The organism is Tatumella terrea (genome assembly GCF_039523755.1).
GTDB lineage: Bacteria > Pseudomonadota > Gammaproteobacteria > Enterobacterales > Enterobacteriaceae > Tatumella > Tatumella terrea.
On sequence record NZ_BAAAFX010000002.1, the window covers coordinates 162267 to 187347 of the forward strand.

Below are 25081 nucleotides of genomic sequence, written 5' to 3' on the forward strand. Positions count from 1 at the left end.
CCCGGCCCTGTGCGGTACAGGGCCGCACAGAGCCACCTTTCTTACAGCCCTCCGGACTTATAAACTTTCGCCTGCGGCGTACCCTGCGCGCCCGGTAATGGCGTGCTGACTTTCTCCATACGGACCTGGAAAGGCGGGAAAGGCATTTCGATATTATTATCTTTGAAGCCTTTCAGTATCAGCTGATGGAGCTCATGACGTAGCGGCATCCGATGGCCCATTTCTGCGGCGTAAATCCGTAATTCGAAGAGCTGAATACCTTGCTGCAGATCCACCAGGAAAGCTTCAGGCAGCGGGGTTTTCAGCACGTAGCTGCAGCGATCTGCCGCTTGCTTCAGGACCCCGGTGACCAGTTCACTGTTGATATGTGCCGGGGCCGGGATGGTCAGTACGACACGGGTGACAGCATCAGAAAGTGACCAGTTAACAAACTGCTCGGTGATAAACGCCTTATTTGGCACAATAATTTCTTTACGGTCCCAGTCTGTAATGGTGGTGGCGCGGGTATTGATTTTTGAAATCGTACCGGTCAGCTCACGAATAGTCACCGTATCCCCGATACGTATCGGTTTTTCGAACAGAATGATCAGGCCGGAAATAAAGTTTGCGAAGATCTCCTGTAACCCGAAGCCCAATCCGACGCCCAGTGCGGCGACCAGCCATTGCAGCTTAGCCCAGTCAATGCCCAGCATTGAGAAGGCCGTCATCACCCCGATAATCATCAGGATATATTTGGTTAAGGTGGTTATCGCATATCCTGTGCCTGGCGCCAGACTCAGATGCTGTAATAAGGCCAGTTCCAGCAGGGCAGGCATATTTCTGACCAGTTGCAGGGTGATAATCAGTACCAGAATAGCGATCAGCACCGCGCCGAGAGTTACCGGCTGGATATTTTCCCCGCTCGTCGAGGAGGCATCCCATAACGGAATATTTTCCAGAAATGCGAAGGCAGAATGCAGCTCTGACCACAGTAAGATCAGTGATACCAAAGCAACCAGCGTCAGTAAGGAGCGCACCAGCCGCAGAGACTGGGCACTGATGGTATCGAGGTCGATGACGGGCTCTTCAACTTCATAAGACTCGGTACTGAAGCCGCTATGTTCTTTTTCCTCTTCACCGCTACGGGCCCGGCTGGCAAGCATATCTGCGCGTTTCTGACGTGCGCGGTCAAACTCAATTCTGCGCCGCTGGATAAGCATCCAGCGACGTATAATATGATAAATCACTAACAGCACAAACCAGATGGCCAGCGAGCTCTCCAGGCGTGCCAGCAGGGCCTGCGCCGTCGCCAGATAGCCGATACAGGACGCAAGCGCAGCAATCAGAGGGATTGCCATCATCACATCCCAGAGAATGGTATTGGTCATGTTGTTACTGTTGCCCTGACGATCGAAATATAACGGCAGGCCGGCCCGTTTCAGGGCGTTTGTCACGACGGTCAGAGAGATACAGATAAGAATGAAGCACAGTCTGCCCAGCGACGCAGAAAACTGTCGGTCTTCAAGGTTATCAAAGGTAATCAATACCATAATAAGCGGCACAATGACTCCCACCGTCAGGGAGTAGTAGCGCATCGCTTTGGCGACACTGGCCTGCGGCCAGCGGAAGTGCGTAATAAACAGCCCATGCGGTCTGGCAAAGGCGGCACTGATCATAAATGCCCATAATACCGGCAGGGTCGCGGTGACTCCGTCGCCAATCGCCACGGCGATAGGATAGGGCCAGGCATTCTGCAACCCATAGCCGAGGGCCGCCCATAACACCGGCAGAGGAAGGGCCACCAGAATCGACCAGAAGACGGTGCGCACGGTAAGGCTGAACTTATCCAGGGTCACTTTGCCGACCTTGCCGGCCGAACGCTCGAGGAAAGCCTGGTAGTGACGGCGTGAGCTGATACTGATGACGACCAGGAAGAATGCCCCCAGGATCGGGATAATCGTCTCTCTGCTGGTAAACATCATAATACTGGCTTTACCCAGCTGTCCGAAGGTATCCAGAGAAATCAGGCGTGACAGATCCTGGACGACCTGGAGCGGGTAATGGAAGGTGATTGGGCCAACATCCGCCGTCCAGAACAGATAGCGGTGGGTGGCATCTTTTACGTCATCCAGCGCATCCTGCAACTGGGTATTGGCCACTTTAAGTTTGGTGATCTCCAGAATCAGCGAATCACAGCCGGAGATCAGCGAACCGAGTAATTCACGCTGAGTACGTAGCTGGGCATCCAGAATACGTATCTGACTGGCGGTCAGGGGAGTGCCATCCTCCTGAGTCAGTGAGTGCAAACTGCCTTGTCTGCTCAGCAGATCTTCATAATGCAGTCGCTGCACCCGCAGTTCACCCATTTCACTGTCAATCTGCTGCTGTTTCGGCACTTCCGGCAGGCGGGCAACCTGAGCACGTAGTGCTTCTCCCAGCAGATTAGATTCACCAAGCCATTGGGATTGCTCACGCAGTGTGCTGAGCGCCTGTCTGACCTGCAAGGTCTGTCCGGCGGCAAGCCGTTGCTGGGAAGCCACCAGATCCATCCGCTGAGCCTGCTGATTCAAATCGTTGGAAAGATCGCGGTTGATACGGAACTGTTCACTGATACCGGGCGGGAGTTCGCCACTGTTTTCAGCCAGTTGCTCGGTACGCTCCAGAGCCTGTTGCGCTTCCTGCTGACGCAGGGTGTTGAGCTGGTTTCTCAGTGCCTGCAGATAATTGTCCAGCTGAGTCATGGTCTTCTGGTGTAACTCAGCCCGTAAGCGCGCCAGTTCCTGGCGGTTGCTCGCGGACAGCTGAGCCAGTTCCAGTTCATTGACGCGGGCCTTGCTGGCGGCGTTGCCGGTTTCCCGTGCCCAGGCACTGGCCTGTCCACGGGCGGTGGCGGAGGCGGAAAGACTTTGCAGACGGCGATCGCTGTCAGTCAGTGCCCGTCTGGCCTCGGTTTGCTGCTGGGGTAATTGCGTGATGGAATCACTGATTTCACGGACCCTGTCCTGTTCCTGCTGGGCCTGACGGCCTTCTTCCAGTAACTGACTGCTGACCCGTAAAATCTCCTGCTCCAGCTCATTGCTGCTCAGTGACGGATTGACCGTTTTCGGGGTATCCGCCACCGACACAATTTGCTGCTGTAATTCCCGGGATAATTTCGGGAAATTATCGATAACAGACTGATACTGACGTGCCTGTTCGATCGATGCGTTACGCTGATCGATAAAATCCAGGGCAGTCTGTAACGTCTGAACCAGTTCTGCCTGCGCCGGGCTGGCTTTACTGCTCTTAGCCGTTTCCAGCGCCTGTTTTATCTGTGCGGCATCCGGAGGCGTGGCCGCATACAGTGAGAAGCTGAGCCCGAGGCTCAGCAGTAAAGCCACAATCACGCGCACGTCATCGTTCTCCGGGCTTACTCAGTGACAGGACTGACTGACGGAGTGTCAGAGAAGATACTGGCCAGAGGCTGACCCAGACGGGTTTTTGCTTCAGCTTCCAGAGACTCACTCAGCATGACTTTATTTTTTGCAAACAGGTTTATGACCGTGGAACCGAGTTTGAAGCGGCCCATTTCGTCACCTTTCAGCAGTACCACTGCACCATCCGTCTCAGCGGCAGGGTAGTGCCAGCGCTTGATCACCCCTTCGCGAGGTGGCGTAATGGTGCCGGCCCAGACCGTTTCGATACTGCCGACAATGGTCGCTCCGACCAGTATCTGGACCATCGGTCCGAAATCGGTATCAAAGTAGCAGATTACGCGTTCGTTACGGGCAAACAGGTTGGGGATATTACGCGCAGTCAGCGGATTCACTGAGTACAGGTCTCCCGGCACGTAGACCATTTCGCGCAGGATACCATTACACGGCATATGCACACGGTGATAATCACGCGGAGCCAGGTAAGTGGTTACAAACTGTCCGTTGTAAAAATCTGCGGCACGGCGCTCATCCCCGGCGAGTAACGCCTCCAGGGTGTACTGGTGACCTTTGGCCTGAAAGATCTGATTTTCTTCGATACGTCCGGCCTGACTCACGGCCCCGTCTGCGGGCTGAATCAGCAGATTAGGATCATTATCTATCGGGCGGGCACCCTCTTTTAACGGACGAACGAAGAAGTCGTTAAAAGTCGGGTAGGCCGATGTTTCTTTCTTCACCGCTTCAGACATATCCACTTTGTAGTACCAGACAAACAGATCTATCACCGAGCGGGTCAGCCAGCCCCCGCGACGGCTGGCAGCCCAGCCCGCCAGTTCTGTTAACGCTTTTTTCGGTAAAACTGCATTGATGCCAAGTTTGAATTTTTCGAGCATGTTGCCTCCTGGCATTATCACGAGATAGAGATAAAAAACGGGCGCAACTCAGGCGACCCTGGTAAATTGGCGATCCCGCCAGTATGTCAGTTAGTCCTCACTGACAGAAAAGTTTTTCCGGACTTTGACCTGTGCCATGCTTTCCAGAATACGGTGGTAACTTTCGAAACGTACTTCGTCAATCCTGCCATCTTCTACGGCCTGACGTATTGCACACCCCGGATCGTTATCATGTTTGCAGTCGCGGAATTTACAGTGACCAAGATAGTCCGCAAATTCGACAAATCCGCGGGTAATTTGTTCCGGTTCCAGATGCCAGAGACCAAACTCCCTGACCCCCGGGGAGTCGATCACATCTCCGCCATGCGGGAAGTGATACAACCGGGCGGCGGTGGTGGTGTGCTGGCCCAGACCGGAGTTATCTGACACATCATTGGTCAGAATTTCCTCTTCACTGGCCGCATCCAGCCCTAACAGCCGGTTAAGCAGGCTGGATTTACCCACCCCTGACTGGCCGGCAAAAATACTGATCCTGTCAGTCAGTGCCTGCTCCAGAGGGGCCAGCCCCTGACGTTCGTGGCTTGATACCATTAATACCGGATAGCCGATCCTGCGGTAGATATCCATTTGTTCGTCCACAAAGGCCCGCGCAGCATCATCCAGCAGATCGGTCTTATTCAGCACCAGCAGTGGCGCTATTCCCAGTGTTTCGCAGGCCACCAGATAGCGGTCGATAATATTCAGCGACAACTCCGGTAAAATTGCGGACACAATGACAATCTGATTAATGTTAGCGGCAATCGGCTTCAGACCGTCGTAATAATCGGGGCGGGTCAGCATCGATGTTCTTTCGTGAACGGCTTCGACAATGCCTTTCCCGGCGCCACTCTGCGGGGCGCGCCAGACCACACGGTCACCGGTTACCAGCGAACGGATCGTCCGGCGGATATTACACCGCAAAATATTCCCCGTGCTGTCTTCCACATCGGCATGCATACCAAAGCGGCTGATCACAATACCTTCTTCCGGCTCGCCAAAGAGGCTGTCATCAGGCTCTGCTTTTTCCGGTCGTGTTTTCAGGCGTCGCTGATGGTTAGCATTAACACGACGCTGCTGACCTTTTGACAGTTTATTTTTGCTCACACTTCCTCTCATGATTTGCCAGACTTCGCCCGGCGGGACAAAACGTCTATGATACCATTATTAGTCATCAATAGACGATTTTAGCAACGGTGAGAGAGTGTATGGCAACTGCAAGTGAAAACAATCTGATTTGGATTGACCTCGAAATGACTGGCCTGGACCCGGAAAGGGATCGGATCATAGAAATCGCAACGCTGGTGACCGATGCGGACCTGAATATTCTTGCCGAAGGGCCAGTGATTGCGGTTCACCAGTCCGCCGAACAACTGTCTCTGATGGATGACTGGAATGTTCGTACCCATACCGGCAGCGGCCTGGTGGACCGGGTTAAACAGAGCCAGTACGACGACCGTGCAGCAGAACTTGCCACGCTGGAGTTCTTAAAACAATGGGTCCCCGCCAATGCCTCACCGATCTGCGGGAACAGTATCGGTCAGGACCGCCGTTTCCTCTACAAGTATATGCCTGAGCTGGAAGCATGGTTCCATTACCGGGCTCTGGATGTGAGTACATTAAAAGAGCTGGCCCGTCGCTGGAAACCGGAAATTCTGCCAGGTTTCCGTAAAGCAGGAACGCACCAGGCACTGGATGATATTCGTGAGTCAGTAGCCGAATTACGCTACTACCGGGAAAATTTCCTCAGCCTTTAAGTAAAATTGTCTAATCTGACAACAAGATGATGCTTTAATCGTCAGTCAGACGAAAAGCTGCAAAAATATTGGTAACGGGGCTTGCGTAGCGGAATTATTCTCGTATAATTCGCACCCCGTAACGATGAAGAATTTATGTCGTTGCCGGCGCGGGAATAGCTCAGTTGGTAGAGCACGACCTTGCCAAGGTCGGGGTCGCGAGTTCGAGTCTCGTTTCCCGCTCCAGATTCAAAAAGTAGTTGCAGTAGTATCCTCCGATGCGGGAATAGCTCAGTTGGTAGAGCACGACCTTGCCAAGGTCGGGGTCGCGAGTTCGAGTCTCGTTTCCCGCTCCAGAGAATATAAGTAGTTGCAGTTGTACCTCCTATATGCGGGAATAGCTCAGTTGGTAGAGCACGACCTTGCCAAGGTCGGGGTCGCGAGTTCGAGTCTCGTTTCCCGCTCCAGATTTTCTCCGGTATTTTCTTCCGTTTTACACTTCGCTTTTTTATCCTTTGCTGATTTGCTGATTTGCTGATTTGCTGATTTGCTGATTTGCTGATTTGCTGATTTGCTGATTTGCTGATTTGCTGATTTGCTGATTTGCTGATTTGCTGATTTGCTGATTTGCTGATTTGCTGATTTGCTATGCCTGCAATAGCGGATAAAAAAATCAGCGCACCAGGTACGCTGATCGATATCACCGCAAAACAGGCAAGGCCAACGTTTGTCGGACCTTATCTGCAGTGTCTTCAGCCCTGAACTTTCTCTGAGGCTTCGGTAAAGGCCTGATATAACTCGCGGGCACGGGCACTGACAGGGCCACGGGTCAACGCTCTGTCTTCGATACGGTTACAGTGCAGAACCTTACCATGGTTGCCGGTACTGAAGATTTCGTCCGCATTCAGGACATCTTCCGGGGTTAACGTCACTTCCTCTACCGTAATACCGTCTTCACGTAACAGGGCAATGACCCGCTGACGGGTGATCCCGTTCAGGAAAGTCCCGTTAGGCACCGGGGTATAAGCGATCCCGTTTTTGACGATCCACAGGTTAGCAGCCGCAAATTCTGCCACATTACCTTCACCGTCCAGCACCACCGCGGTGTAAAAGTCACGCTGGCTGGCTTCACGGATAATGCGTTGTGTGTTCGGATACAGACAGGAGGCTTTGGCTTCTGTCGGGGCCATGGTGGCATCCGGACGACGGAACGGACTGAATGTGGCGCTGAATCCGTTATCATCCGGCAGGGCCGTTTCAAAAATATGCAAAGCGAAAGTGGTACTTTCAGGATCCGGCAGCAGGAACCCGCCAGGAGAGAAGAACAGGACTTTAATATAGTAATCGGTATCGTGAGGAAGCTGTGCCAGTCCCTGGTGGACTAAACGAATGATTTCGTCAGCGGTAATTTTAGGTTCCATTCCCATAGAAAGCGCAGAACGAATAGCGCGCTGACAGTGGGCTTCCAGGTCAGGAAGATGGCCTTTCACAGAGCGTGCGCCGTCAAACACGGTAGAGGCCATCCATAATGCATGATCGGTAATCCCAATCGCAGGTTTATCTGTTGTGCTCCATTCGCCTTTGAACCAGATAATTTCTTGGTTATTCATTGTTTTCCTCAATACCCATAATGCCCTGTTACCAGGTGGCCGATATAATTAATGTTTTTGTGAACTGTCTTTTGGAATGCCAGACGCCAGTACTAACAGTTAAGCTCAGCTTAGCAAGAAATCAGATATAGCTGAATAACTTCACCCCGCCAGCGGCGTCACTTTTTTTTAACACCTGCCGGACGATCGGTAAAGGATCCTGATTTCTGTAAAGGATCCATTTAGCTTATTGATATTTATGATCTCTCAGGGACGGGCGGTTTTCATGGTCGGGTCAGAGTTTGCAGGGTTTGTACAAATAACCAACGGTCGGTATTTGTTAGTGGATTTGATGGTTGCTATCACTGTGTGTTCTCTGCATAATACGCCTCCCCGAAATACCGCGCCGATGGCATGCTATTTCGCGGCGCATTACAGGAAGCCTTTATTTTTACAAAGGATTCATCCTGGCGTGTCATTAACGGGCTTCACTACTGTAGTCTGTAAACAGAGTTATCCACAGTTTTATCTTTTTTTTACCCCCGCTTTTTTGCGCACAGTGATCATTCACGATAGTTAGCAAGCAACTGATTTAAATAATAATGTTTTATTTTTTCTGCAATGTGACTTTAGTCATGTTCTTTCTGTATGCCTTGAATAAAAAAGATATTTTTATTTTTATCCACAGACAGAAATTCTCTGCAAAAAGAAACCCGGTAAAATGATTTAGCCCGGCATTTGTGTGGCAGACAGGTGCCGGTCAGGGGCTCACTCCCTATTTTTTCCCGCTATGTTATTCTGTCGCCCTCTCTTTCCCGCGATTAAGAGGTCGTCAATGTCTGAGTATGATCAGGATCTTTCTTCATCATCATCGTCTGTCTGGCCGGTGAAAACCTTCCCTGAACTGGAACGCGCGCTGTGTGAAAGTCGTGGCATTACCTGCTGGCAACTGATGCAGCAGGCAGGTATGGCGGCGTTTACGTGTCTGCGGCAGACCTGGCCCGAAGCACGGCATTTACGCATCTTATGCGGATCCGGAAATAATGGCGGGGATGGCTATATACTGGCGACCCTGGCAAGCATGGCAGGCTATACCGTGAGTGTGATGGCCTGTGATCAAAAGGATCCTCCAGCGGAAGCCGCGCAAGCCAGAGAGCAGTGGCTGGCCTGTGGCGGTGAATGCCAGCCTGCTGAGGGGGAGTGGATCGGCAAAGAAGATCTGATCGTTGACGCCTTGCTGGGGATCGGGCTGAATCGCGCGCCTGAAGATCCTTATCTGTCACTTATCGAAAAAACCCAACAGCGTCAGGTACCGATCCTGGCTCTGGATATCCCTTCCGGTGTGATGGCGGATAGCGGGGCAGTCCCGGGAGCGGCTATCAAAGCCACCGTGACGCTCAGCTTTATCGCGCTGAAAGCCGGACTGCTGACCGGGAAAGCCCGCGACTATTGCGGTAAGGTCATGCTGGATCTCACCGGACCGTTACCCGCGCGGGAACAGGCTACACCGCCAGCCTGGCGCAGGACAGCCGGTGATCTTTCGCGATGGCTGCAGCCCCGGCAGGGGACCGCTCATAAAGGCAATAATGGCCGGTTAGTATTGATCGGCGGCGCCGAAGGGACCGGGGGGGCGATACGTCTGGCTGCAGAGGCCGCCTTACGCAGCGGAGCGGGCCTGGCCAGGGTGCTGACTCACGCTAAAAATGTGTCTGCCATTCTGAGTGCTCGTCCTGAGCTGATGGTGGCAGAAGCTTCAGACGAGAAATTAAAGGAATCACTCGAATGGGCCGATATAGTGGTGATTGGTCCGGGACTGGGGCAGAGCGCCCGTGCCCGTGAGATCCTGAATCAGGTAAAAAAAAGTAAAAAAGACACACTTTGGGATGCCGATGCCCTCAACCTTCTGGCAATCGATCCCGATACACGTCAGAATCGAATTCTTACCCCTCATCCGGGCGAGGCCGCACGATTACTCGGGGTGACGGTCAGTGCCGTCGAACATGACCGGCTACAGGCGGCGCGCGAGCTGACACGGCGTTATGGGGGTGTGGCCGTACTGAAAGGGGCGGGCACAGTGATTGCGGCTTCCGGTGACGGTATGACAATAGCCGATGTGGGAAATCCCGGCATGGCGACCGGGGGCATGGGTGACGTGCTGAGTGGTGTGATTGCGGCACTTGCCGGGCAGAAACTCTCTCTTTATGATGCGGCCTGTGCCGGTGTGATTGCCCACGGCGCCGCAGCCGATGCGGTTGCCAGCGAATTCGGCATGCGTGGTATGTTAGCCAGTGATTTATTTCTTCCGCTTAGGCGATTTGTTAATCCGGATATGAACGTAAAATAAAGAATGAAAACCTCTGTTATCGCTTTACCTGATGAATCGGCCACTCTGGCTTTAGGCGCATCTCTTGCACAGGCCAGTCACCGGGCCACGGTCATCTATCTGTACGGTGATCTGGGGGCCGGCAAAACGACCTTCAGTCGCGGGTTTATTCAGGCCCTCGGGCATCAGGGAAATGTGAAAAGCCCGACCTACACCCTGGTAGAGCCTTACACCCTGGGGCAGCGCACTGTTTACCATTTTGATCTGTATCGTCTGGCGGATCCTGAAGAGCTGGAATTCATGGGGATCCGTGATTATTTCGGCGCGGAGGCGATCTGTCTGGTTGAATGGCCTCAGCAGGGAAAAGGCTTTTTACCTGAACCGGATCTGACGATTACCCTGAGTTACGTGGCCGATTGCCGGCAGGCAGAGATCGTGGCCCATACCCCGTATGGGGAAAACATTGTCGCGCAGTCAGGCTCAGACAGGGATGGAGTATGACCTTAGGGCAGTTGTATCGGCATGGACTCTTATTACTCATCCTCCTGTTGCCGGGGCTGAGTGCTGCAGCATCGTTATCCAACATCAGTGTCGATAATGGCGGTTCACTGGCCACGGTGACACTGCATTTTAACGGTAAACCTGCCTACTCATGGTTCTCTCTCCACAAACCCGAACGGGTTGTCATGGATATCAATCAGTCGGGTGTGATTAAAGGCCTGCCGCTGAATTTTAGTGGTGAGAATATCGTAAAGCGTATTCGCACCAGTAAACCGGTCAACACGCACAGTTTCCGGCTGGTCTTTGAGCTGACTCAGGCGGCGAAAACCACCACACGGATGAATGTGCAGGGAAATGATTACCAGGTAATTTTTTCTCTGCGCGGAAGAAACGCCGTCACTTCGGCCGCTAAAGCGACGCCGGCCAGTGATCCTTTCAAAGGGCAGAACGGCGCCACGGCGACCAATACCAACACGACGACCTATCCCGGCGGTAAAGTCCGTAATAACGAGCAGGTGATTGTCGCTATCGATGCGGGACATGGCGGCCAGGATCCCGGCGCTATCGGTCAGAACGGTCTGAAAGAGAAAAATGTCACTATCTCTATCGCCCGTAAGCTGCAAACGCTACTGAACGCCGATCCGATGTTTAAAGCGTTGATGACCCGGACCGGCGATTACTATGTCTCCGTGATGGGACGTTCAGAGGTTGCCCGTAAAGAAAAAGCCAACCTGCTGCTCTCCATCCATGCGGATTCTGCACCGAGCCATTCTGCCACCGGGGCCTCAGTCTGGGTGCTTTCTAACAAGCGGGCAAACTCAGAAATGGCTGGCTGGCTTGAACAGAGAGAAAAACAGTCTGAATTACTGGGCGGTGCGGGTGATCTGCTGGCAAATAATCAGGCTGACCCGTATTTCAGTCAGGCCGTGCTGGACCTGCAATTTGGCCATTCACAGCGGGTAGGGTACGACGTTGCGGTTAAAGTCATCCAGCAACTGCGGGGGGTGACGACGATGCACAAGCGTCTGCCTGAACACGCCAGTCTCGGAGTATTACGTTCTCCGGATATCCCGTCCTTACTGGTGGAAACCGGATTTATCAGTAACCGAAAAGAAGAACGTTTACTGGGTAACGGGGCGTATCAGGATAAAATTGCCAAAGCGATTTACCGCGGCCTGCGCAATTACTTTAAAGCGCATCCGCAGCAAAATGTGCCACGGCGGGAAAATAAAGCGCAACCCGCTACACCGGCAATCTCTGCCACATCAACGGTTCATGTGGTGCGATCCGGCGAAACACTGACGGGGATTGCACGGAGTTATGGGGTCACAATCCGTTCACTGATTGACCTTAACCGCCTGAAGAAAGAAACTGTCATGACAGGACAGCGTCTGAAAATCCCTGCGACCGCGGCGAGCCCGCAAAATGTGATCTCCGCTAAACCTTCTGCCACTGTCCGGCATAAAGTGGTCAGAGGAGATACACTCAGCAGTATTTCCGCTAAGTATGGTGTGAGCTCAACGCGTATAATGCAGCAAAACCATATGCGTTCTGAAAATGTCATGCTGGGCCAGACACTGACCATCTCTCCGCCATGATCCGCTGACAGAAGAGCACTTCTGGTCATCAACGTTCTGTGAGGAAGGGAATGACAATAAAAATATTACCACCTCAACTGGCGAACCAGATCGCCGCCGGAGAAGTGGTTGAAAGACCGGCCTCGGTCGTTAAAGAGCTGACAGAAAACAGCCTTGATGCCGGGGCGACCCGCATTGAAATAGAAATTGAGAAAGGTGGTGCAAAGCGGATATCCATCCGTGATAACGGCTGCGGGATAGCTAAAGATGAACTATCGATGGCACTCGCCCGTCATGCTACCAGTAAAATCGCCAGCCTGGATGACCTGGAAGCTATCATGAGCCTGGGGTTTCGCGGTGAAGCCCTGGCCAGTATCAGTTCTGTGTCACGACTGACCCTGACTTCCCGCCCGGAATCGCAGGAAGGCGCATGGCAGGCGTATGCACAGGGGAGGGAGATGGATGTTTCTCTCAAACCGGCGGCGCATCCCTGCGGGACGACTCTGGAAGTGCTGGATCTGTTCTATAACACACCGGCACGGCGGAAGTTTCTGCGTACCGAAAAAACCGAATTTACACATATTGATGAAGTGATCCGCCGCATCGCCCTGGTGCGTTTTGATGTTGAGTTCTCCCTCAGTCATAACGGTAAACGCATCCGTCATTACCGCGCAGCCAGTGAGCAGAAGCAGCAGGAGCGCCGGCTGGCGGCTATCTGCGGGTCTGCTTTTCTGGAACATGCCCTGCACCTTGAATGGCAGCATGATGCCCTGGGGCTGACCGGCTGGGTGGCGGACCCCCGTGCGGCGGGCCAGTTCTCAGAGTTACAGTACTGCTACGTTAATGGCCGTATGATGCGCGATAAACTCATTAATCACGCAATCCGGCAGGCGTATCAGGATAAGCTGGGAGCCGATCAGCAACCCGCCTATGTACTCTATCTGACCATCGACCCGCACCAGGTCGATGTCAATGTCCATCCGGCCAAACATGAAGTCCGCTTCCATCAATCGCGACTGGTCCATGACTTTATCTACCAGGGCGTACTGAGTGCGTTACAAAGTGCGACGGAATACCTGCCGGAGATGACGGAGGCCCCGGTAAGCACGGCGGCAGTGAACCGACGGGCCGCCGGGGATAATCTGTACTCTTCGCCACCGCGGCCTGCGGCTGTCGACCGCCCGGTTCCGGGCGATAATAGCGGCGGCATGCAGGGAAAACTCCCCAGCCGTGCGACCGGGACGGTGGCCCCGGCCGCCTATACCGCACCGCGCTATCAGACCCGGGAAGGGGAGCTGTACCAAAAGATGCTCTCTGCGGCTCAGTTACCGCCGTCAGCACAGGAGCAGGTTCCGGCGCCGGCACGAAGTCATCCACGGGAAACCGACGTGCCTTTAGCCTCACACCCGCGAAGTTTTGGCCGGGTGCTGACCGTGCTGCGCCAGGTGTATGCACTGACCGAACATCGGGACGGGGTGCAGCTGATCGCGCTGCCTGTGGCCTCGCGCTGGCTTATCCAGGCGCAGTTACAGCCGGGTGAGACGGGGCTTCGCTCCCAGCCATTGCTGATCCCTGTCCGGCTGAAAGCAGAAAAGTCAGAGCGTCAGGCACTGTCGGTACACAGTGACGCGCTGCACTCTCTGGGGCTGGACTTTGCGACGGATGCCCAGCATGTCACATTGCGGGGGGTGCCTTTACCATTGCGCACACAAAATTTACAAAACTTGATTCCGGAGCTGTTAGGCTATCTTGCCCGACAATCAGAGGTCAGTGCAGAGCAGCTTGCCCGATGGCTGGCAACCCGCTGTAATACCGGACACTCTGAATGGAATCACTCACAGGCTATTGCTTTACTGGCAGACCTGGAGAGGCTGACACCGTCGCTGGTTGCTGCCCCTCCTGCCGGATTATTACAGGCAGTGGATTTAAACAATGTATTTGAAGCGTTGAAAAATGAGTGAATTAAAACAGTCCGGCCGGCCGAAGGCTATTTTCCTGATGGGGCCGACGGCTTCCGGTAAAACGGCCCAGGCCATTGCATTACGTCAGCAGCTGCCGGTAGAAATTATCAGTGTCGACTCTGCGTTAATTTATAAAGGTATGGATATCGGCACTGCCAAACCGTCAGCAGAAGAACTGGCTCTGGCCCCGCACCGTTTGCTGGATATCCGTGACCCGGCGCAGGCCTATTCGGCGGCAGAGTTCCGCCGGGATGCTCTGAAAGAAATGGATGAAATTTCACAGAGCGGGCGTATTCCGCTGCTGGTGGGCGGTACGATGCTTTATTATAAAGCCTTGCTGGAAGGGTTATCCCCGTTACCTGCGGCTGATCCGGAAATTCGCCGGCAGATAGAAGAAAGAGCGGAAGCGGAAGGCTGGGAAGCGCTGCATCGCGATTTATGCCGGATTGATCCCGAGGCCGGGCATCGTATTCATCCGAATGATCCCCAGAGACTGTCGAGGGCACTGGAAGTTTTTTATATTTCAGGTAAAACTTTAACAGGGCTGACAAAAACATCTGGCGAAGCGTTACCTTATGATGTCATACAGTTTGCAATTGCTCCCTCCAGTCGCGAATTGTTGCATCAACGCATCGCATTGCGGTTTGAGCAGATGCTGGCGTCGGGATTTGAGGCAGAAGTGCGAAAATTATTTATGCGGGGTGATCTGCATACAGATATGCCATCTGTCCGCTGTGTAGGATATCGCCAGATGTGGTCATGGTTATCGGGTGAAATCGATTACGATGAAATGGTTTTTCGCGGGATCTGCGCGACGCGACAACTGGCAAAACGGCAAATCACCTGGTTACGGGGATGGGAAAATATCCACTGGCTTGACAGTGATCAACCCCGGTTAGCACAGGAAACGATAATGAAGGTTGTTAGTGCTAACATTGGGTGATTGTGTACAATTGACGGGTTACGGTGCGCAAAATTTTCGCAATTTTAAACTGTTGGTTCTGAAATAATAAACAACAAGCATATAAGGAAAAGATAGAATGGCTAAAGGGCAATCATTACAAGACCCGTTTTTGAACGCATTGCGTCGCGAACGTGTACCGGTTTCAATTTATCTGGTTAATGGTATTAAATTGCAAGGTCAGATCGAATCCTTCGATCAGTTCGTCATTCTGTTAAAAAATACCGTCAGCCAGATGGTCTATAAGCATGCTATCTCGACGGTAGTACCGTCACGACCGGTATCTCACCACACTAATGCGCCGACGGGTGGCAGTAACTATCATAATAATGGAACTGCATCTGCTCAGTCACAACAAGACGGTGATAGCGCAGAGTAATTTGTCACTGTAATTCCAGGGTCGGTGTCCGCAACAAGGTCGCCGCCCTGGTTTTTTTTATTAAGAGAGGTTTTCGCTTGTTTGAGCGTTATGAAGCTGGCGAGCAGGCTGTTCTGGTCCATATCTGGTTTACCCAGGACCGGGATCAGGAAGATTTACAGGAATTTGAGACACTCGTATCTTCTGCGGGCGTAGAAGCCCTGCAGGTAGTGACCGGTAGCCGTAAGGCACCCCACCCCAAATATTTTGTGGGCGAAGGAAAGGCACAGGAAATTGCTGATGCGGTCAAAGCGACCGGTGCCTCCGTCGTCCTGTTTGATCATGCATTATCCCCGGCCCAGGAACGTAATCTGGAAGCTATCTGCCAGTGCCGGGTCGTCGATCGCACCGGATTGATCCTGGATATTTTTGCTCAGCGTGCACGTACCCATGAGGGTAAATTGCAGGTTGAACTGGCTCAGTTACGTCACCTGGCGACACGACTCGTCAGAGGCTGGACTCACCTGGAACGTCAGAAAGGCGGGATAGGCTTGCGCGGGCCCGGCGAAACCCAGCTGGAAACGGACCGCCGTTTACTGCGTAATCGCATCAGTCTGATCCTCTCGCGCCTGAGCCGGGTGGAGAAGCAGCGTGAGCAGGGACGTCAGGCACGCGCAAAAGCGGACATTCCTACCGTGTCGTTGGTGGGATATACCAACGCCGGGAAATCCACCCTGTTTAACAAGGTGACGTCGGCCGACGTTTATGCGGCTGACCAGTTATTTGCAACGCTGGACCCGACACTCCGTCGCCTGCACATCGCGGATGTCGGGGACGTAGTGCTGGCCGATACGGTCGGGTTTATTCGTCACCTGCCGCATGATCTGGTAGCTGCATTTAAAGCCACCTTGCAGGAAACCCGTGAGGCCTCTCTGCTGATGCATGTGGTGGACGCGGCCGATCTGCGTCTGGATGAAAACATCGATGCCGTCGATGAAGTGCTGGCAGAAATTGAAGCCGATGAAATCCCGGCATTGCTTGTGATGAATAAGATAGACCGGCTGGAAGACTTTGAGCCGCGTATTGACCGTAACGAGGAAAATATGCCGATCCGGGTCTGGTTATCGGCACAAAGCGGAGCCGGCATTCCTCTGCTCTGGCAGGCGCTCTCTGAACGTCTGGCGGGGGAAATTGCGCAATATGAACTCCGCCTGCCGCCTCATGCCGGTAAGTTACGCAGCCGTTTCTACCAGTTACATGCGATCGAAAAAGAATGGAATGAAGATGATGGCAGCACAGGCCTGCACATCCGGATGCCCGTCGTTGACTGGCGCAGGATGTGTAAGCAGGAGCCATCGGTGATTGATTATATTGTCTGATTTATTTTTTCAATACCTGAACGACGTATCTCAGTATCCGATACCACCGCACTTACAATTTTCACCGCAATTACTATAAATGGAGTATAAGCATGGCGTGGAATCAGCCCGGTAATAACGGACAGGACCGCGACCCGTGGGGGAGCAGCAATAAAAAAGGCGGCAACTCCGGGGGTAATCGTGGCGGGCGTGATCAGGGCCCCCCTGATTTGGACGATATTTTCCGTAAACTCAGCGAAAAACTGGGGAAATTTGGCGGATCAAAATCGGGCGGTGCCGGCCAGTCGGGCGGGAAAATCGCCGGCGTGGTTGTACTTGTAGCGGTGGTTGTCTGGGCAGCCAGTGGTTTTTACACTATCGGTGAAGCAGAGCGTGGGGTAGTGACCCGTTTTGGTAAGTTCAGTCATCTGGTTGAACCCGGGCTGAACTGGAAACCGACCTTTATCGACCATGTGCGTGCCGTGAACGTTGAAGCCGTCAGAGAGCTTGCCACCTCAGGTGCGATGCTGACGTCTGATGAAAACGTGGTGCATGTGGAAATGAACGTGCAATACCAGGTCACCGATCCGGAACAGTATCTCTATTCCGTCACCGATGCCGATGACAGTCTGCGCCAGGCGACAGACAGTGCCTTACGTGGCGTCATTGGTCGCTCGACGATGGATCGCGTGCTGACGGAAGGGCGTACGGTAGTACGCAGTGAAACCCAGCGTGAAATCGAAGAGACAATCCGTCCTTACCATATGGGGATCAGCATCCTGGATGTGAACTTCCAGGCGGCCCGTCCTCCGGAGCAGGTGAAAGCCGCGTTTGATGATGCAATTGCTGCCCGGGAAAACCGTGAACAGTACGTGCGTGAAGCCGAGGCATATGCGAACGAAGTCCAGCCAAGGGCAAATGGCCAGGCCCAGCGTATTCTGGAGGAAGCCCGTGCATATAAAGAGCGGACAGTCCTGGAAGCGCAGGGGGAAGTCGCTCGTTTCTCAGAAATTCTGCCGGAATATAAAGCAGCCCCTCAGATAACCAAAGAGCGTCTGTATATCGATACGATGGAGCGGGTATTATCCGAAACCCGTAAAGTGGTGGTCGGTGATAAGAGTAATAACCTGATGGTACTGCCCCTTGATCAATTAATGAATGGCGGATCGTCGGCGCAAAGTAACGGGACCCGTAAAACAGTACCTCCGTTAAAAGCGCCATCAGCGACTTCTTCGGCAACCAATGCACGTCGTGAAGCGTCGTCATTGTCGACGGAAAGCATTATGGATCAGCGCAGAGCGAATGCACTGCGTAATGATGGCCTGCGCGAAGGAGAGGAATAATGCGTAAATCTGTAATAGTTGTCGCAGTGGTCGTGCTGGTCCTGCTGTTTACCTCAATGTTTATCGTGCCGGAAGGGCAGCGGGGGATCGTTGTCCGCTTTGGTAAAGTATTACGCGATAATGAAAACAAGCCTCTGGTCTATTCGCCAGGCCTGCATTTCAAAATCCCGTTTTTTGAAACAGTAAAAACCCTCGATGCGCGTATTCAGACGATGGATAACCAGGCGGATCGTTTTGTCACCAAAGAGAAGAAAGATCTGATTGTCGATTCCTATATTAAATGGCGTATCAGTGATTTCAGCCGTTACTATCTGGCGACCGGCGGCGGCGATATTTCTCAGGCGGAGCTGTTACTGAAGCGTAAGTTTAGTGACCGTCTGCGCTCAGAAATGGGCCGGCTGGATGTGAAAGATATTGTCACTGATTCACGGGGTCGTCTGACAACGGATGTGCGTGATGCACTGAATACCGGGAGTGCCGGAACGGATGATGAAGTTCAGACTCCGGCCGCAGACGATGCTATCGCCAGTGCAGCAGCCCGGGTAGAGAAAGAAACTCAGGGCAAAGTCGCGGCCGTGAATCCGAACAGTATGGCGGCACTGGGTATCGATGTTGTTGATGTCCGCATCAAACAAATCAACCTGCCGGCTGAAGTTTCGGATGCGATTTATAACCGTATGCGTGCGGAGCGTGAATCTGTTGCCCGTAGCCAGCGCTCGCAGGGGCAGGAAGAAGCGGAAAAAATTCGCGCCCAGGCGGATTATCAGGTGACAAAAACACTGGCTGAAGCGCAGCGTCAGGCGCTGATCACCCGGGGTGAAGGGGATGCAGAAGCGACGAAACTGTTCGCGGATGCCTTCAGTAAAGATCCGGACTTCTTTACCTTTATCAGAAGTCTGCGTGCTTATGAAAATAGCTTTAAAGGTGATCGTGACGTGATCGTGATGAGCCCGGACAGTGATTTCCTGCGCTTTATGAAATCACCCGCTCAGACGACTCACTGACAGGCGGTATTAAATGTTCAGGCCGGCCTTTCGCCGGCCTTTTTTATTGGATGGAGAGTATGAATTCAACAATATGGACGGCGCTGGCCCTGGTATTGGTGCTTGAAGGGCTGGGCCCGATGTTATATCCGGGCGGCTGGCGAAAATTTATTGCCGCGATGACTCGATTACCGGATACCTTACTGCGTCGTTTTGGCGGCGGGCTGGTGGTGGCTGGCATCGTTATCTATTACATGGTGAGCCGCTGATTACCGGAAAGGACGGGTGTTGCGGCCTGTGACGGGATGCTGCAGATAACAGTATGATGAAAATTGCGTCAAAAAAAGTGCGCAATCGTATGCTAAAAATGCTGAAAGTGAATTTTTCAGATGGTAGAATCCTTTTTTAAGCAATCGGTGGTTTTGGAAAATGGGTAAGAACGTTGTCGTCCTTGGCACCCAATGGGGTGACGAAGGCAAAGGTAAAATCGTAGATCTTCTGACTGAACGTGCTAATTATGTTGTCCGCTACCAGGGGGGCCACAATGCCGGTCACACACTTGTCATCAACGGTGAAAAAACCGTCCTCCACTTAATTCCATCAGGTATTCTGCGTGAAAACGTTATCAGCATCATTGGTAACGGCGTCGTATTATCACCTGAAGCTCTGATGAAAGAGATGAAAGGCCTGGAAGATCGCGGAATTCCGGTACGCGAACGTCTCCTGTTATCCGAAGCCTGCCCGCTGATCCTTCAGTATCATGTCGCGATGGATCTGGCACGTGAAAAAGCCCGTGGCGATAAAGCTATCGGTACTACAGGACGCGGCATCGGTCCTGCGTACGAAGATAAAGTTGCCCGTCGTGGTCTGCGTGTCGGTGACCTTTTTGATAAAGAAACCTTTGCCGTCAAGCTGAAAGAAATTGTTGAGTATTATAATTTCCAGCTGGTCCATTACTACAAAGCCGAAGCCGTTGATTACGACAAAGTACTGAACGACGTACTGGCGATTGCTGACATCCTGACCGGAATGGTGGTGGATGTTTCTGAATTACTGGATAACGCGCGTAAACGCGGTGATCTGGTGATGTTTGAAGGGGCACAGGGGACACTGCTGGATATTGACCACGGTACCTACCCGTATGTCACCTCTTCAAACACGACCGCAGGTGGTGTCGCGACAGGTTCCGGACTGGGGCCGCGTTACGTGGATTACGTGCTGGGAATTGTTAAAGCCTATTCCACCCGTGTGGGTGCAGGTCCTTTCCCGACCGAACTGTTTGACGATGTCGGTGATTACCTGGGGCAGAAAGGTAATGAGTTTGGCGCAACGACGGGTCGTCGTCGTCGTACCGGCTGGCTGGACGCGGTTGCTGTCCGCCGTGCAGTGCAGATCAACTCATTATCCGGTTTCTGCCTGACCAAACTGGACGTGCTGGATGGATTAGAGACCGTCAAAATTTGTGTCGGATACCGTATGCCTGATGGCCGTGAAGTGACGACCACTCCACTGGCTGCAGAAGGCTGGGAAGGTATTGAGCCGATTTACGAATCAATGCCAGGCTGGACGGAGAGTACTTTCGGTGTGAAAACGCCTGAAGGGTTACCGCAGGCAGCGCACAATTATATTAAGCGTATTGAAGAACTTACCGGCGTACCGATCGATATTATTTCTACCGGTCCCGATCGCAGTGAAACGATGATTTTACGCGACCCGTTTGATGCTTAATCATACTCTGGCCGGAAGTTTTCCGGCCTTTGTCTCTCCTGCTATCAACAGCTCTTTCCCTCTGTTTGCTGATCAAGTTCATCGGTTACTTAAATAATTCTCCGCAAATCCTGACTCTGGTTTATTATCAGTACACAGAGATGCCTTTTGCTTACCAGCCGTGCATCGGTTTTTGTTCGGTACACATTCCGGGGATACAGTGCAGCTAACCAGCTTTACAGATTACGCTCTTCGGGCATTAATTTTTATGGCGACATTGCCTGAAGGCCAGATGACCAGTATCACTGAAGTGACAGATGTCTACGGGGTTTCACGGCATCATATGGTCAAAATTATTAATCAGCTGAGCCATGAAGGCTTTGTGCAGACCAGTCGCGGTAAACATGGCGGGATCCGTCTCGGGATGCGTGCAGAGGCGATAAATCTGGGCCGCGTTGTCCGGCAACTGGAGCCTTTGCAGTTAGTGAATTGTGATGAGTGTGCTATTACCCCGGCTTGCCGCCTGAAAGCAGCGTTACATAATGCAATGGAACAATTTCTGAAAGAACTGGACACCTATACGCTTGCGGATATCGTTAGAGATAACAACAATTTATATAAAATTCTTATCACGGATGCCGCTGTGGTAACGACACATTCATGACATCGGAGGTACCTATGTCACAAGACCCTTTTCAGCAACGGGAAGCGGAAAAATACGAAAACCCGATCCCCAGCAGGGAGTTTATCCTTGCGCATCTGGAAAAACGCGAGAAACCTGCCCGCCGCGATGAGCTGGCACAGGAACTCAATATCACCAGCGAAGAACAAACCGAAGCGCTGCGTCGTCGTCTCCGTGCGATGGAAAGAGACGGTCAGCTGGTCTTTACCCGTCGTCAGTGCTATGCCTTGCCGGAACGGCTGGATTTGCTGCGCGGAAAAGTCATCGGCCATCGTGATGGCTATGGCTTCCTGAGACTCGAAAACGCGAAAGATGATCTCTATTTGTCGGCTGAGCAGATGAAGTTCTGCATGCATGGCGACATTATTCTGGCGCAGGCGGCCGGTGCAGACCGTCGTGGTCGCCGCGAAGCCCGGGTAGTCCGGGTCGTTGAACCCCGTAACAACCAGATCGTCGGGCGTTATTTTGTCGATGCCGGGGCCGGATTTGTGGTGCCGGATGATAGCCGCCTGAGCTTTGATATTCTGATTGAGCCGGAGCACACGCAGAATGCCCGTATGGGCGCTGTCGTGGTGGTGGAACTGGAAAAGCGACCGACCCGCAGAGCAAAAGCGATTGGCCGGGTGATTGAAATCCTCGGGGATAATATGGGTACCGGGCTTGCTGTAGATATGGCCTTACGGACCCATGAAATTCCTCATGACTGGCCGGAAGCCGTTGAACAGCAAATGGCGGCGCTCAGTGAACAGGTCCCGGAAAAGGCGAAAGCCGGACGGGTGGACCTGCGCCAGTTACCCCTGGTCACCATTGATGGTGAAGATGCCCGCGACTTTGACGATGCCGTTTACTGCCAGAAAAAACGCGGTGGCGGCTGGCGTCTGTGGGTGGCTATCGCGGATGTCAGCTACTACGTACGTCCCGGGACCGAGCTTGATAACGAAGCCCAGGCACGTGGCACATCGGTTTACTTCCCTTCGCAGGTCGTACCCATGCTGCCGGAGGTCCTGTCCAACGGACTGTGCTCGCTGAATCCTCAGGTCGACCGTCTGTGTATGGTCTGTGAAATGACCATCTCTGCCAGTGGTAAACTCAGTGGCTATAAGCACTATGAAGCGGTCATGAATTCGCATGCGCGTCTGACCTATACCAAAGTGTGGAATATTCTGCAGGGCAATGAAGAGCTGCGCGAACAGTATGCTCCGCTGGTCGGCGACCTGGAAGAATTGCACCGTATGTATCAGGTGCTGGAACAGGCCCGTGCTCAGCGTGGCGGTATTTCTTTCGAAACGGAAGAAGCGAAGTTCATCTTTAATGCCGATCGCCGTATCGAGCGGGTCGAGCGAACCGCCCGTAACGATGCTCATAAGCTGATTGAAGAATGCATGATCCTGGCGAATATCGCCTCGGCACGTTTTGTCGAAAAATATCAGGAACCGGCGCTGTTCCGTGACCATGATCGTCCTTCAGATGACAGCATCAAAAGCTTCCGTACCGTATTGAGTGAACTGGGCCTGACTCTGTCTGGCGGCACAAAACCGGCACCTGTGGATTATTCGGAATTGCTGGAGAAGATCGCGGGACGTCCGGATGCGGAAATGCTGCAAACTATGCTGCTGCGTTCCATGAAACAGGCGGTCTATGACCCGGAAAACCGCGGTCACTTTGGTCTGGCATTGACCTCCTATGCACACTTTACATCGCCTATCCGCCGCTACCCTGACTTATTACTGCACCGGGCGATTAAATACCTGCTGGCTAAAAATGCCAATGAACTGCAGGGGAACACGACACCGACCGGCGGCTATCACTATGATATGCAACAGATGCTGCAGCTGGGTCAGCATTGTTCCCTGACCGAGCGTCGTGCCGATGAGGCTACCCGCGATGTGGCAGACTGGCTGAAATGTGATTTCATGCAGGACCAGGTCGGGAATACCTTCAGTGGTGTTATCTCGAGCGTGACCGGGTTCGGTTTCTTTGTCCGTCTGAGCGACCTGTTTATTGATGGTCTGGTACACGTCTCGAGCCTGGACAATGACTATTACCGGTTTGACCCGGTCGGTCAGCGGCTGATCGGCGAGTCCGGCGCACATACCTATCGTCTGGGCGATATTGTTGAAGTCCGCGTTGAAGCTGTCCACATGGATGAGCGTAAAATCGATTTCGCACTGATTTCCAGCAAACGTCAGCCACGCGGTGCAGGAAAAACGGCGCGTGAAAAAGATGCCAAAGCGGGTACCACGGCGGGTAAAAGCCGCAAGGGTGCGCGTTCAGGGGCTAACTTCGAAGCGGATGAAACCTTCCGGAGTGAGAAGAAAAAGTCCGGCAAAAAACGCGGCAAGAAGAAGCCTGCGGCGAAAGAAAGTGTGACAGAAGCTCCGGTGAAGAAAGTTAAAAAAGTCTCGGAGAAAACACGTAAAATCGCCGCCGCGACCAAAGCGAAGCGGGCAGCAAAAAAAGATAAGTCTGCGACTAAAAAAGCGGACTGATTTCAACAGCACAGGTCCCCGTCGGGGATCTGTGCCTGGTATTTAACGTCTAACCATTGAACTGAGTTATGAGCGAAATAATTTTTGGCATTCATGCCGTTGAAGCCTTACTGGAGCGTGATCCTCAGCGTTTTCAGGAAGTTTATATTCTGAAAGGGCGCGATGATCGTCGCCTGCAACCGCTGGTCTCCGCACTGGAAACTCAGGGGGTTGCTGTTCAGGTGACAACCCGTCAGTGGCTGGACAGCAAAGCCGAAGGTGCTGTGCATCAGGGCATTGTGGCGCTGGTAAAACCCGGCCGCCAGTACCAGGAAGGCGACCTTCCGGATCTGCTGGAAAAAACCGAACAGCCGTTTTTGTTGATCCTCGACGGTGTGACCGATCCCCATAACCTGGGCGCTTGTCTGCGAAGTGCGGATGCTGCCGGGGTACATGCCGTTATTGTGCCGAAAGATCGTTCTGCCTCGCTGAATGCGACTGCTAAAAAAGTGGCCTGCGGTGCGGCGGAGACGGTTCCGCTTATCCGTGTGACTAACCTGGCGCGTACGATGCGTCTGTTGCAGGAATACCATATCTGGATTGTCGGCACCGCAGGTGAAGCCGATCATACGTTGTATCAGAGCAAAATGACCGGCCCGATGGCGCTGGTGATGGGGGCTGAGGGTGAAGGAATGCGCCGTCTGACCCGGGAACATTGCGATGAACTGATCAGTATCCCGATGGCAGGTAGTGTGTCTTCACTGAATGTCTCAGTGGCGACAGGGATTTGCCTGTTTGAAGCCGTGCGTCAGCGTCAGAGCTGATTTGCCGGGCAGTGCTCCGCAGCCCGCTCAGGGCTGTGGAACGCTCACTGCACAGGAGCCGGCATAGGTTCCGTAGAAGATTGCCTCCCCGTACCACTGCCCCGGAATGACCGTTTCACTGACCATTATAATGCGATACCAGCGGACACCCGTCCGGTTAGCTTTTTCTGCGATAGCCCTCTGTGCATCATCCGGTGACCCCCTGACAACCACATGTACCTCTGCGGTTTTACACAGGTCGTATGTCATGTTTTTGCTCAGCTCCTGAGCATAGGGCTGCAGAGGAGGGCGGGGGGCCGGAGCCGGCGTCAGTAACGCGCAGCCGCTGAGCCCGAAAATCAGGAAGACCGTCAATATCAGCCGATGCATCTCATGCCCCGGAAGACCGG

The 25081-nt window shown here is 53.1% G+C and carries 20 protein-coding genes and 3 tRNA genes; 18 read left to right on the forward strand and 5 right to left on the reverse strand.

Annotated features, from left to right (window positions below; all coding sequences use genetic code 11):
• Positions 1-41: 41 nt before the first annotated feature.
• The 3 genes from mscM to rsgA all read right to left on the reverse strand — a co-directional run bounded on the left by mscM (position 42) and on the right by rsgA (position 5428).
• Positions 42-3371 (reverse strand): miniconductance mechanosensitive channel MscM, encoded by a 3330-nt coding sequence (mscM, locus tag ABD035_RS00795; RefSeq protein WP_343866910.1) that lies wholly within the window; start codon positions 3369-3371, stop codon positions 42-44.
• Between the two features lie 17 nt (positions 3372-3388).
• The gene (asd, locus tag ABD035_RS00800; RefSeq protein WP_212714158.1) at positions 3389-4285 is read right to left on the reverse strand and encodes an archaetidylserine decarboxylase; all 897 of its coding nucleotides are present in this window, start codon (positions 4283-4285) and stop codon (positions 3389-3391) included.
• A 90-nt stretch (positions 4286-4375) separates the two neighbouring features.
• On the reverse strand, positions 4376-5428 hold the full coding sequence (gene rsgA, locus ABD035_RS00805; RefSeq protein WP_212714159.1) for a small ribosomal subunit biogenesis GTPase RsgA: 1053 nt from the start codon (positions 5426-5428) through the stop codon (positions 4376-4378).
• Positions 5429-5529: 101 nt separating this feature from the next.
• Between rsgA and orn the strand changes: the two genes are divergently transcribed.
• The 4 genes from orn (at position 5530) to ABD035_RS00825 (ending at position 6524) form a co-directional block, all read left to right on the forward strand.
• A complete protein-coding gene (gene orn / locus ABD035_RS00810; protein WP_212714160.1) occupies positions 5530-6078 on the forward strand; it encodes an oligoribonuclease in 549 nt (182 codons plus the stop codon).
• 149 nt (positions 6079-6227) lie between these two features.
• Positions 6228-6303 (forward strand) — tRNA-Gly (locus ABD035_RS00815).
• A gap of 34 nt (positions 6304-6337) precedes the next feature.
• Positions 6338-6413: transfer RNA gene (locus ABD035_RS00820), tRNA-Gly, on the forward strand.
• A 35-nt stretch (positions 6414-6448) separates the two neighbouring features.
• A tRNA-Gly gene (locus ABD035_RS00825) sits at positions 6449-6524 on the forward strand.
• Positions 6525-6809: 285 nt separating this feature from the next.
• Here the strand turns inward: ABD035_RS00825 and ABD035_RS00830 are convergent.
• A complete protein-coding gene (locus tag ABD035_RS00830; protein WP_212713208.1) occupies positions 6810-7667 on the reverse strand; it encodes a branched-chain amino acid aminotransferase in 858 nt (285 codons plus the stop codon).
• A gap of 814 nt (positions 7668-8481) precedes the next feature.
• On the opposite strand from ABD035_RS00830, the gene ABD035_RS00835 reads away from it, so the two are divergent.
• The 14 genes from ABD035_RS00835 to rlmB all read left to right on the forward strand — a co-directional run bounded on the left by ABD035_RS00835 (position 8482) and on the right by rlmB (position 24692).
• The gene (locus tag ABD035_RS00835) at positions 8482-9990 is read left to right on the forward strand and encodes an NAD(P)H-hydrate dehydratase (protein ID WP_343866915.1); all 1509 of its coding nucleotides are present in this window, start codon (positions 8482-8484) and stop codon (positions 9988-9990) included.
• 3 nt (positions 9991-9993) lie between these two features.
• Positions 9994-10470 (forward strand): tRNA (adenosine(37)-N6)-threonylcarbamoyltransferase complex ATPase subunit type 1 TsaE, encoded by a 477-nt coding sequence (tsaE, locus tag ABD035_RS00840; RefSeq protein WP_343866917.1) that lies wholly within the window; start codon positions 9994-9996, stop codon positions 10468-10470.
• Positions 10467-12068, forward strand: a complete 1602-nt coding sequence (gene amiB / locus ABD035_RS00845; protein WP_343866919.1) for an N-acetylmuramoyl-L-alanine amidase AmiB — start codon at positions 10467-10469, stop codon at positions 12066-12068. Before tsaE ends, amiB begins: the two co-directional genes overlap by 4 nt.
• 50 nt (positions 12069-12118) lie before the next feature.
• A complete protein-coding gene (gene mutL / locus ABD035_RS00850; protein ID WP_343866921.1) occupies positions 12119-14008 on the forward strand; it encodes a DNA mismatch repair endonuclease MutL in 1890 nt (629 codons plus the stop codon).
• On the forward strand, positions 14001-14951 hold the full coding sequence (miaA, locus tag ABD035_RS00855) for a tRNA (adenosine(37)-N6)-dimethylallyltransferase MiaA (protein ID WP_343866923.1): 951 nt from the start codon (positions 14001-14003) through the stop codon (positions 14949-14951). Before mutL ends, miaA begins: the two co-directional genes overlap by 8 nt.
• A 97-nt stretch (positions 14952-15048) precedes the next feature.
• A complete protein-coding gene (gene hfq, locus ABD035_RS00860; protein ID WP_212713202.1) occupies positions 15049-15348 on the forward strand; it encodes an RNA chaperone Hfq in 300 nt (99 codons plus the stop codon).
• A 77-nt stretch (positions 15349-15425) separates the two neighbouring features.
• Entirely contained in the window at positions 15426-16706 is a 1281-nt protein-coding gene (hflX, locus tag ABD035_RS00865) for a ribosome rescue GTPase HflX (RefSeq protein WP_343866926.1), read from the forward strand.
• A 92-nt stretch (positions 16707-16798) separates the two neighbouring features.
• Complete coding sequence (gene hflK / locus ABD035_RS00870) at positions 16799-18028, forward strand: FtsH protease activity modulator HflK (protein WP_343866928.1); 1230 nt, start codon at positions 16799-16801, stop codon at positions 18026-18028.
• Positions 18028-19032: a protease modulator HflC gene (gene hflC / locus ABD035_RS00875; RefSeq protein WP_212713199.1), complete on the forward strand. Its 1005-nt coding sequence runs from the start codon at positions 18028-18030 to the stop codon at positions 19030-19032. Before hflK ends, hflC begins: the two co-directional genes overlap by 1 nt.
• A 59-nt stretch (positions 19033-19091) precedes the next feature.
• Positions 19092-19280 carry a DUF2065 domain-containing protein gene (locus tag ABD035_RS00880; protein WP_212713198.1) on the forward strand — a complete coding sequence of 63 codons (189 nt, stop codon included), beginning with the start codon at positions 19092-19094 and terminating at the stop codon, positions 19278-19280.
• A gap of 160 nt (positions 19281-19440) precedes the next feature.
• Entirely contained in the window at positions 19441-20739 is a 1299-nt protein-coding gene (locus ABD035_RS00885) for an adenylosuccinate synthase (protein WP_343866932.1), read from the forward strand.
• Between the two features lie 199 nt (positions 20740-20938).
• Positions 20939-21382, forward strand: coding sequence for a nitric oxide-sensing transcriptional repressor NsrR (gene nsrR, locus ABD035_RS00890; protein ID WP_212713196.1), 444 nt, complete (start codon positions 20939-20941; stop codon positions 21380-21382).
• 14 nt (positions 21383-21396) lie between these two features.
• Positions 21397-23889 carry a ribonuclease R gene (gene rnr, locus ABD035_RS00895; RefSeq protein WP_343866933.1) on the forward strand — a complete coding sequence of 831 codons (2493 nt, stop codon included), beginning with the start codon at positions 21397-21399 and terminating at the stop codon, positions 23887-23889.
• Positions 23890-23957: 68 nt separating this feature from the next.
• Positions 23958-24692: a 23S rRNA (guanosine(2251)-2'-O)-methyltransferase RlmB gene (rlmB, locus tag ABD035_RS00900; RefSeq protein ID WP_025901091.1), complete on the forward strand. Its 735-nt coding sequence runs from the start codon at positions 23958-23960 to the stop codon at positions 24690-24692.
• 27 nt (positions 24693-24719) lie between these two features.
• Here rlmB and bsmA read toward each other — a convergent pair whose 3' ends face one another.
• Positions 24720-25061, reverse strand: coding sequence for a biofilm peroxide resistance protein BsmA (bsmA, locus tag ABD035_RS00905; RefSeq protein ID WP_343866937.1), 342 nt, complete (start codon positions 25059-25061; stop codon positions 24720-24722).
• Between the last annotated feature and the right edge of the window lie 20 nt (positions 25062-25081).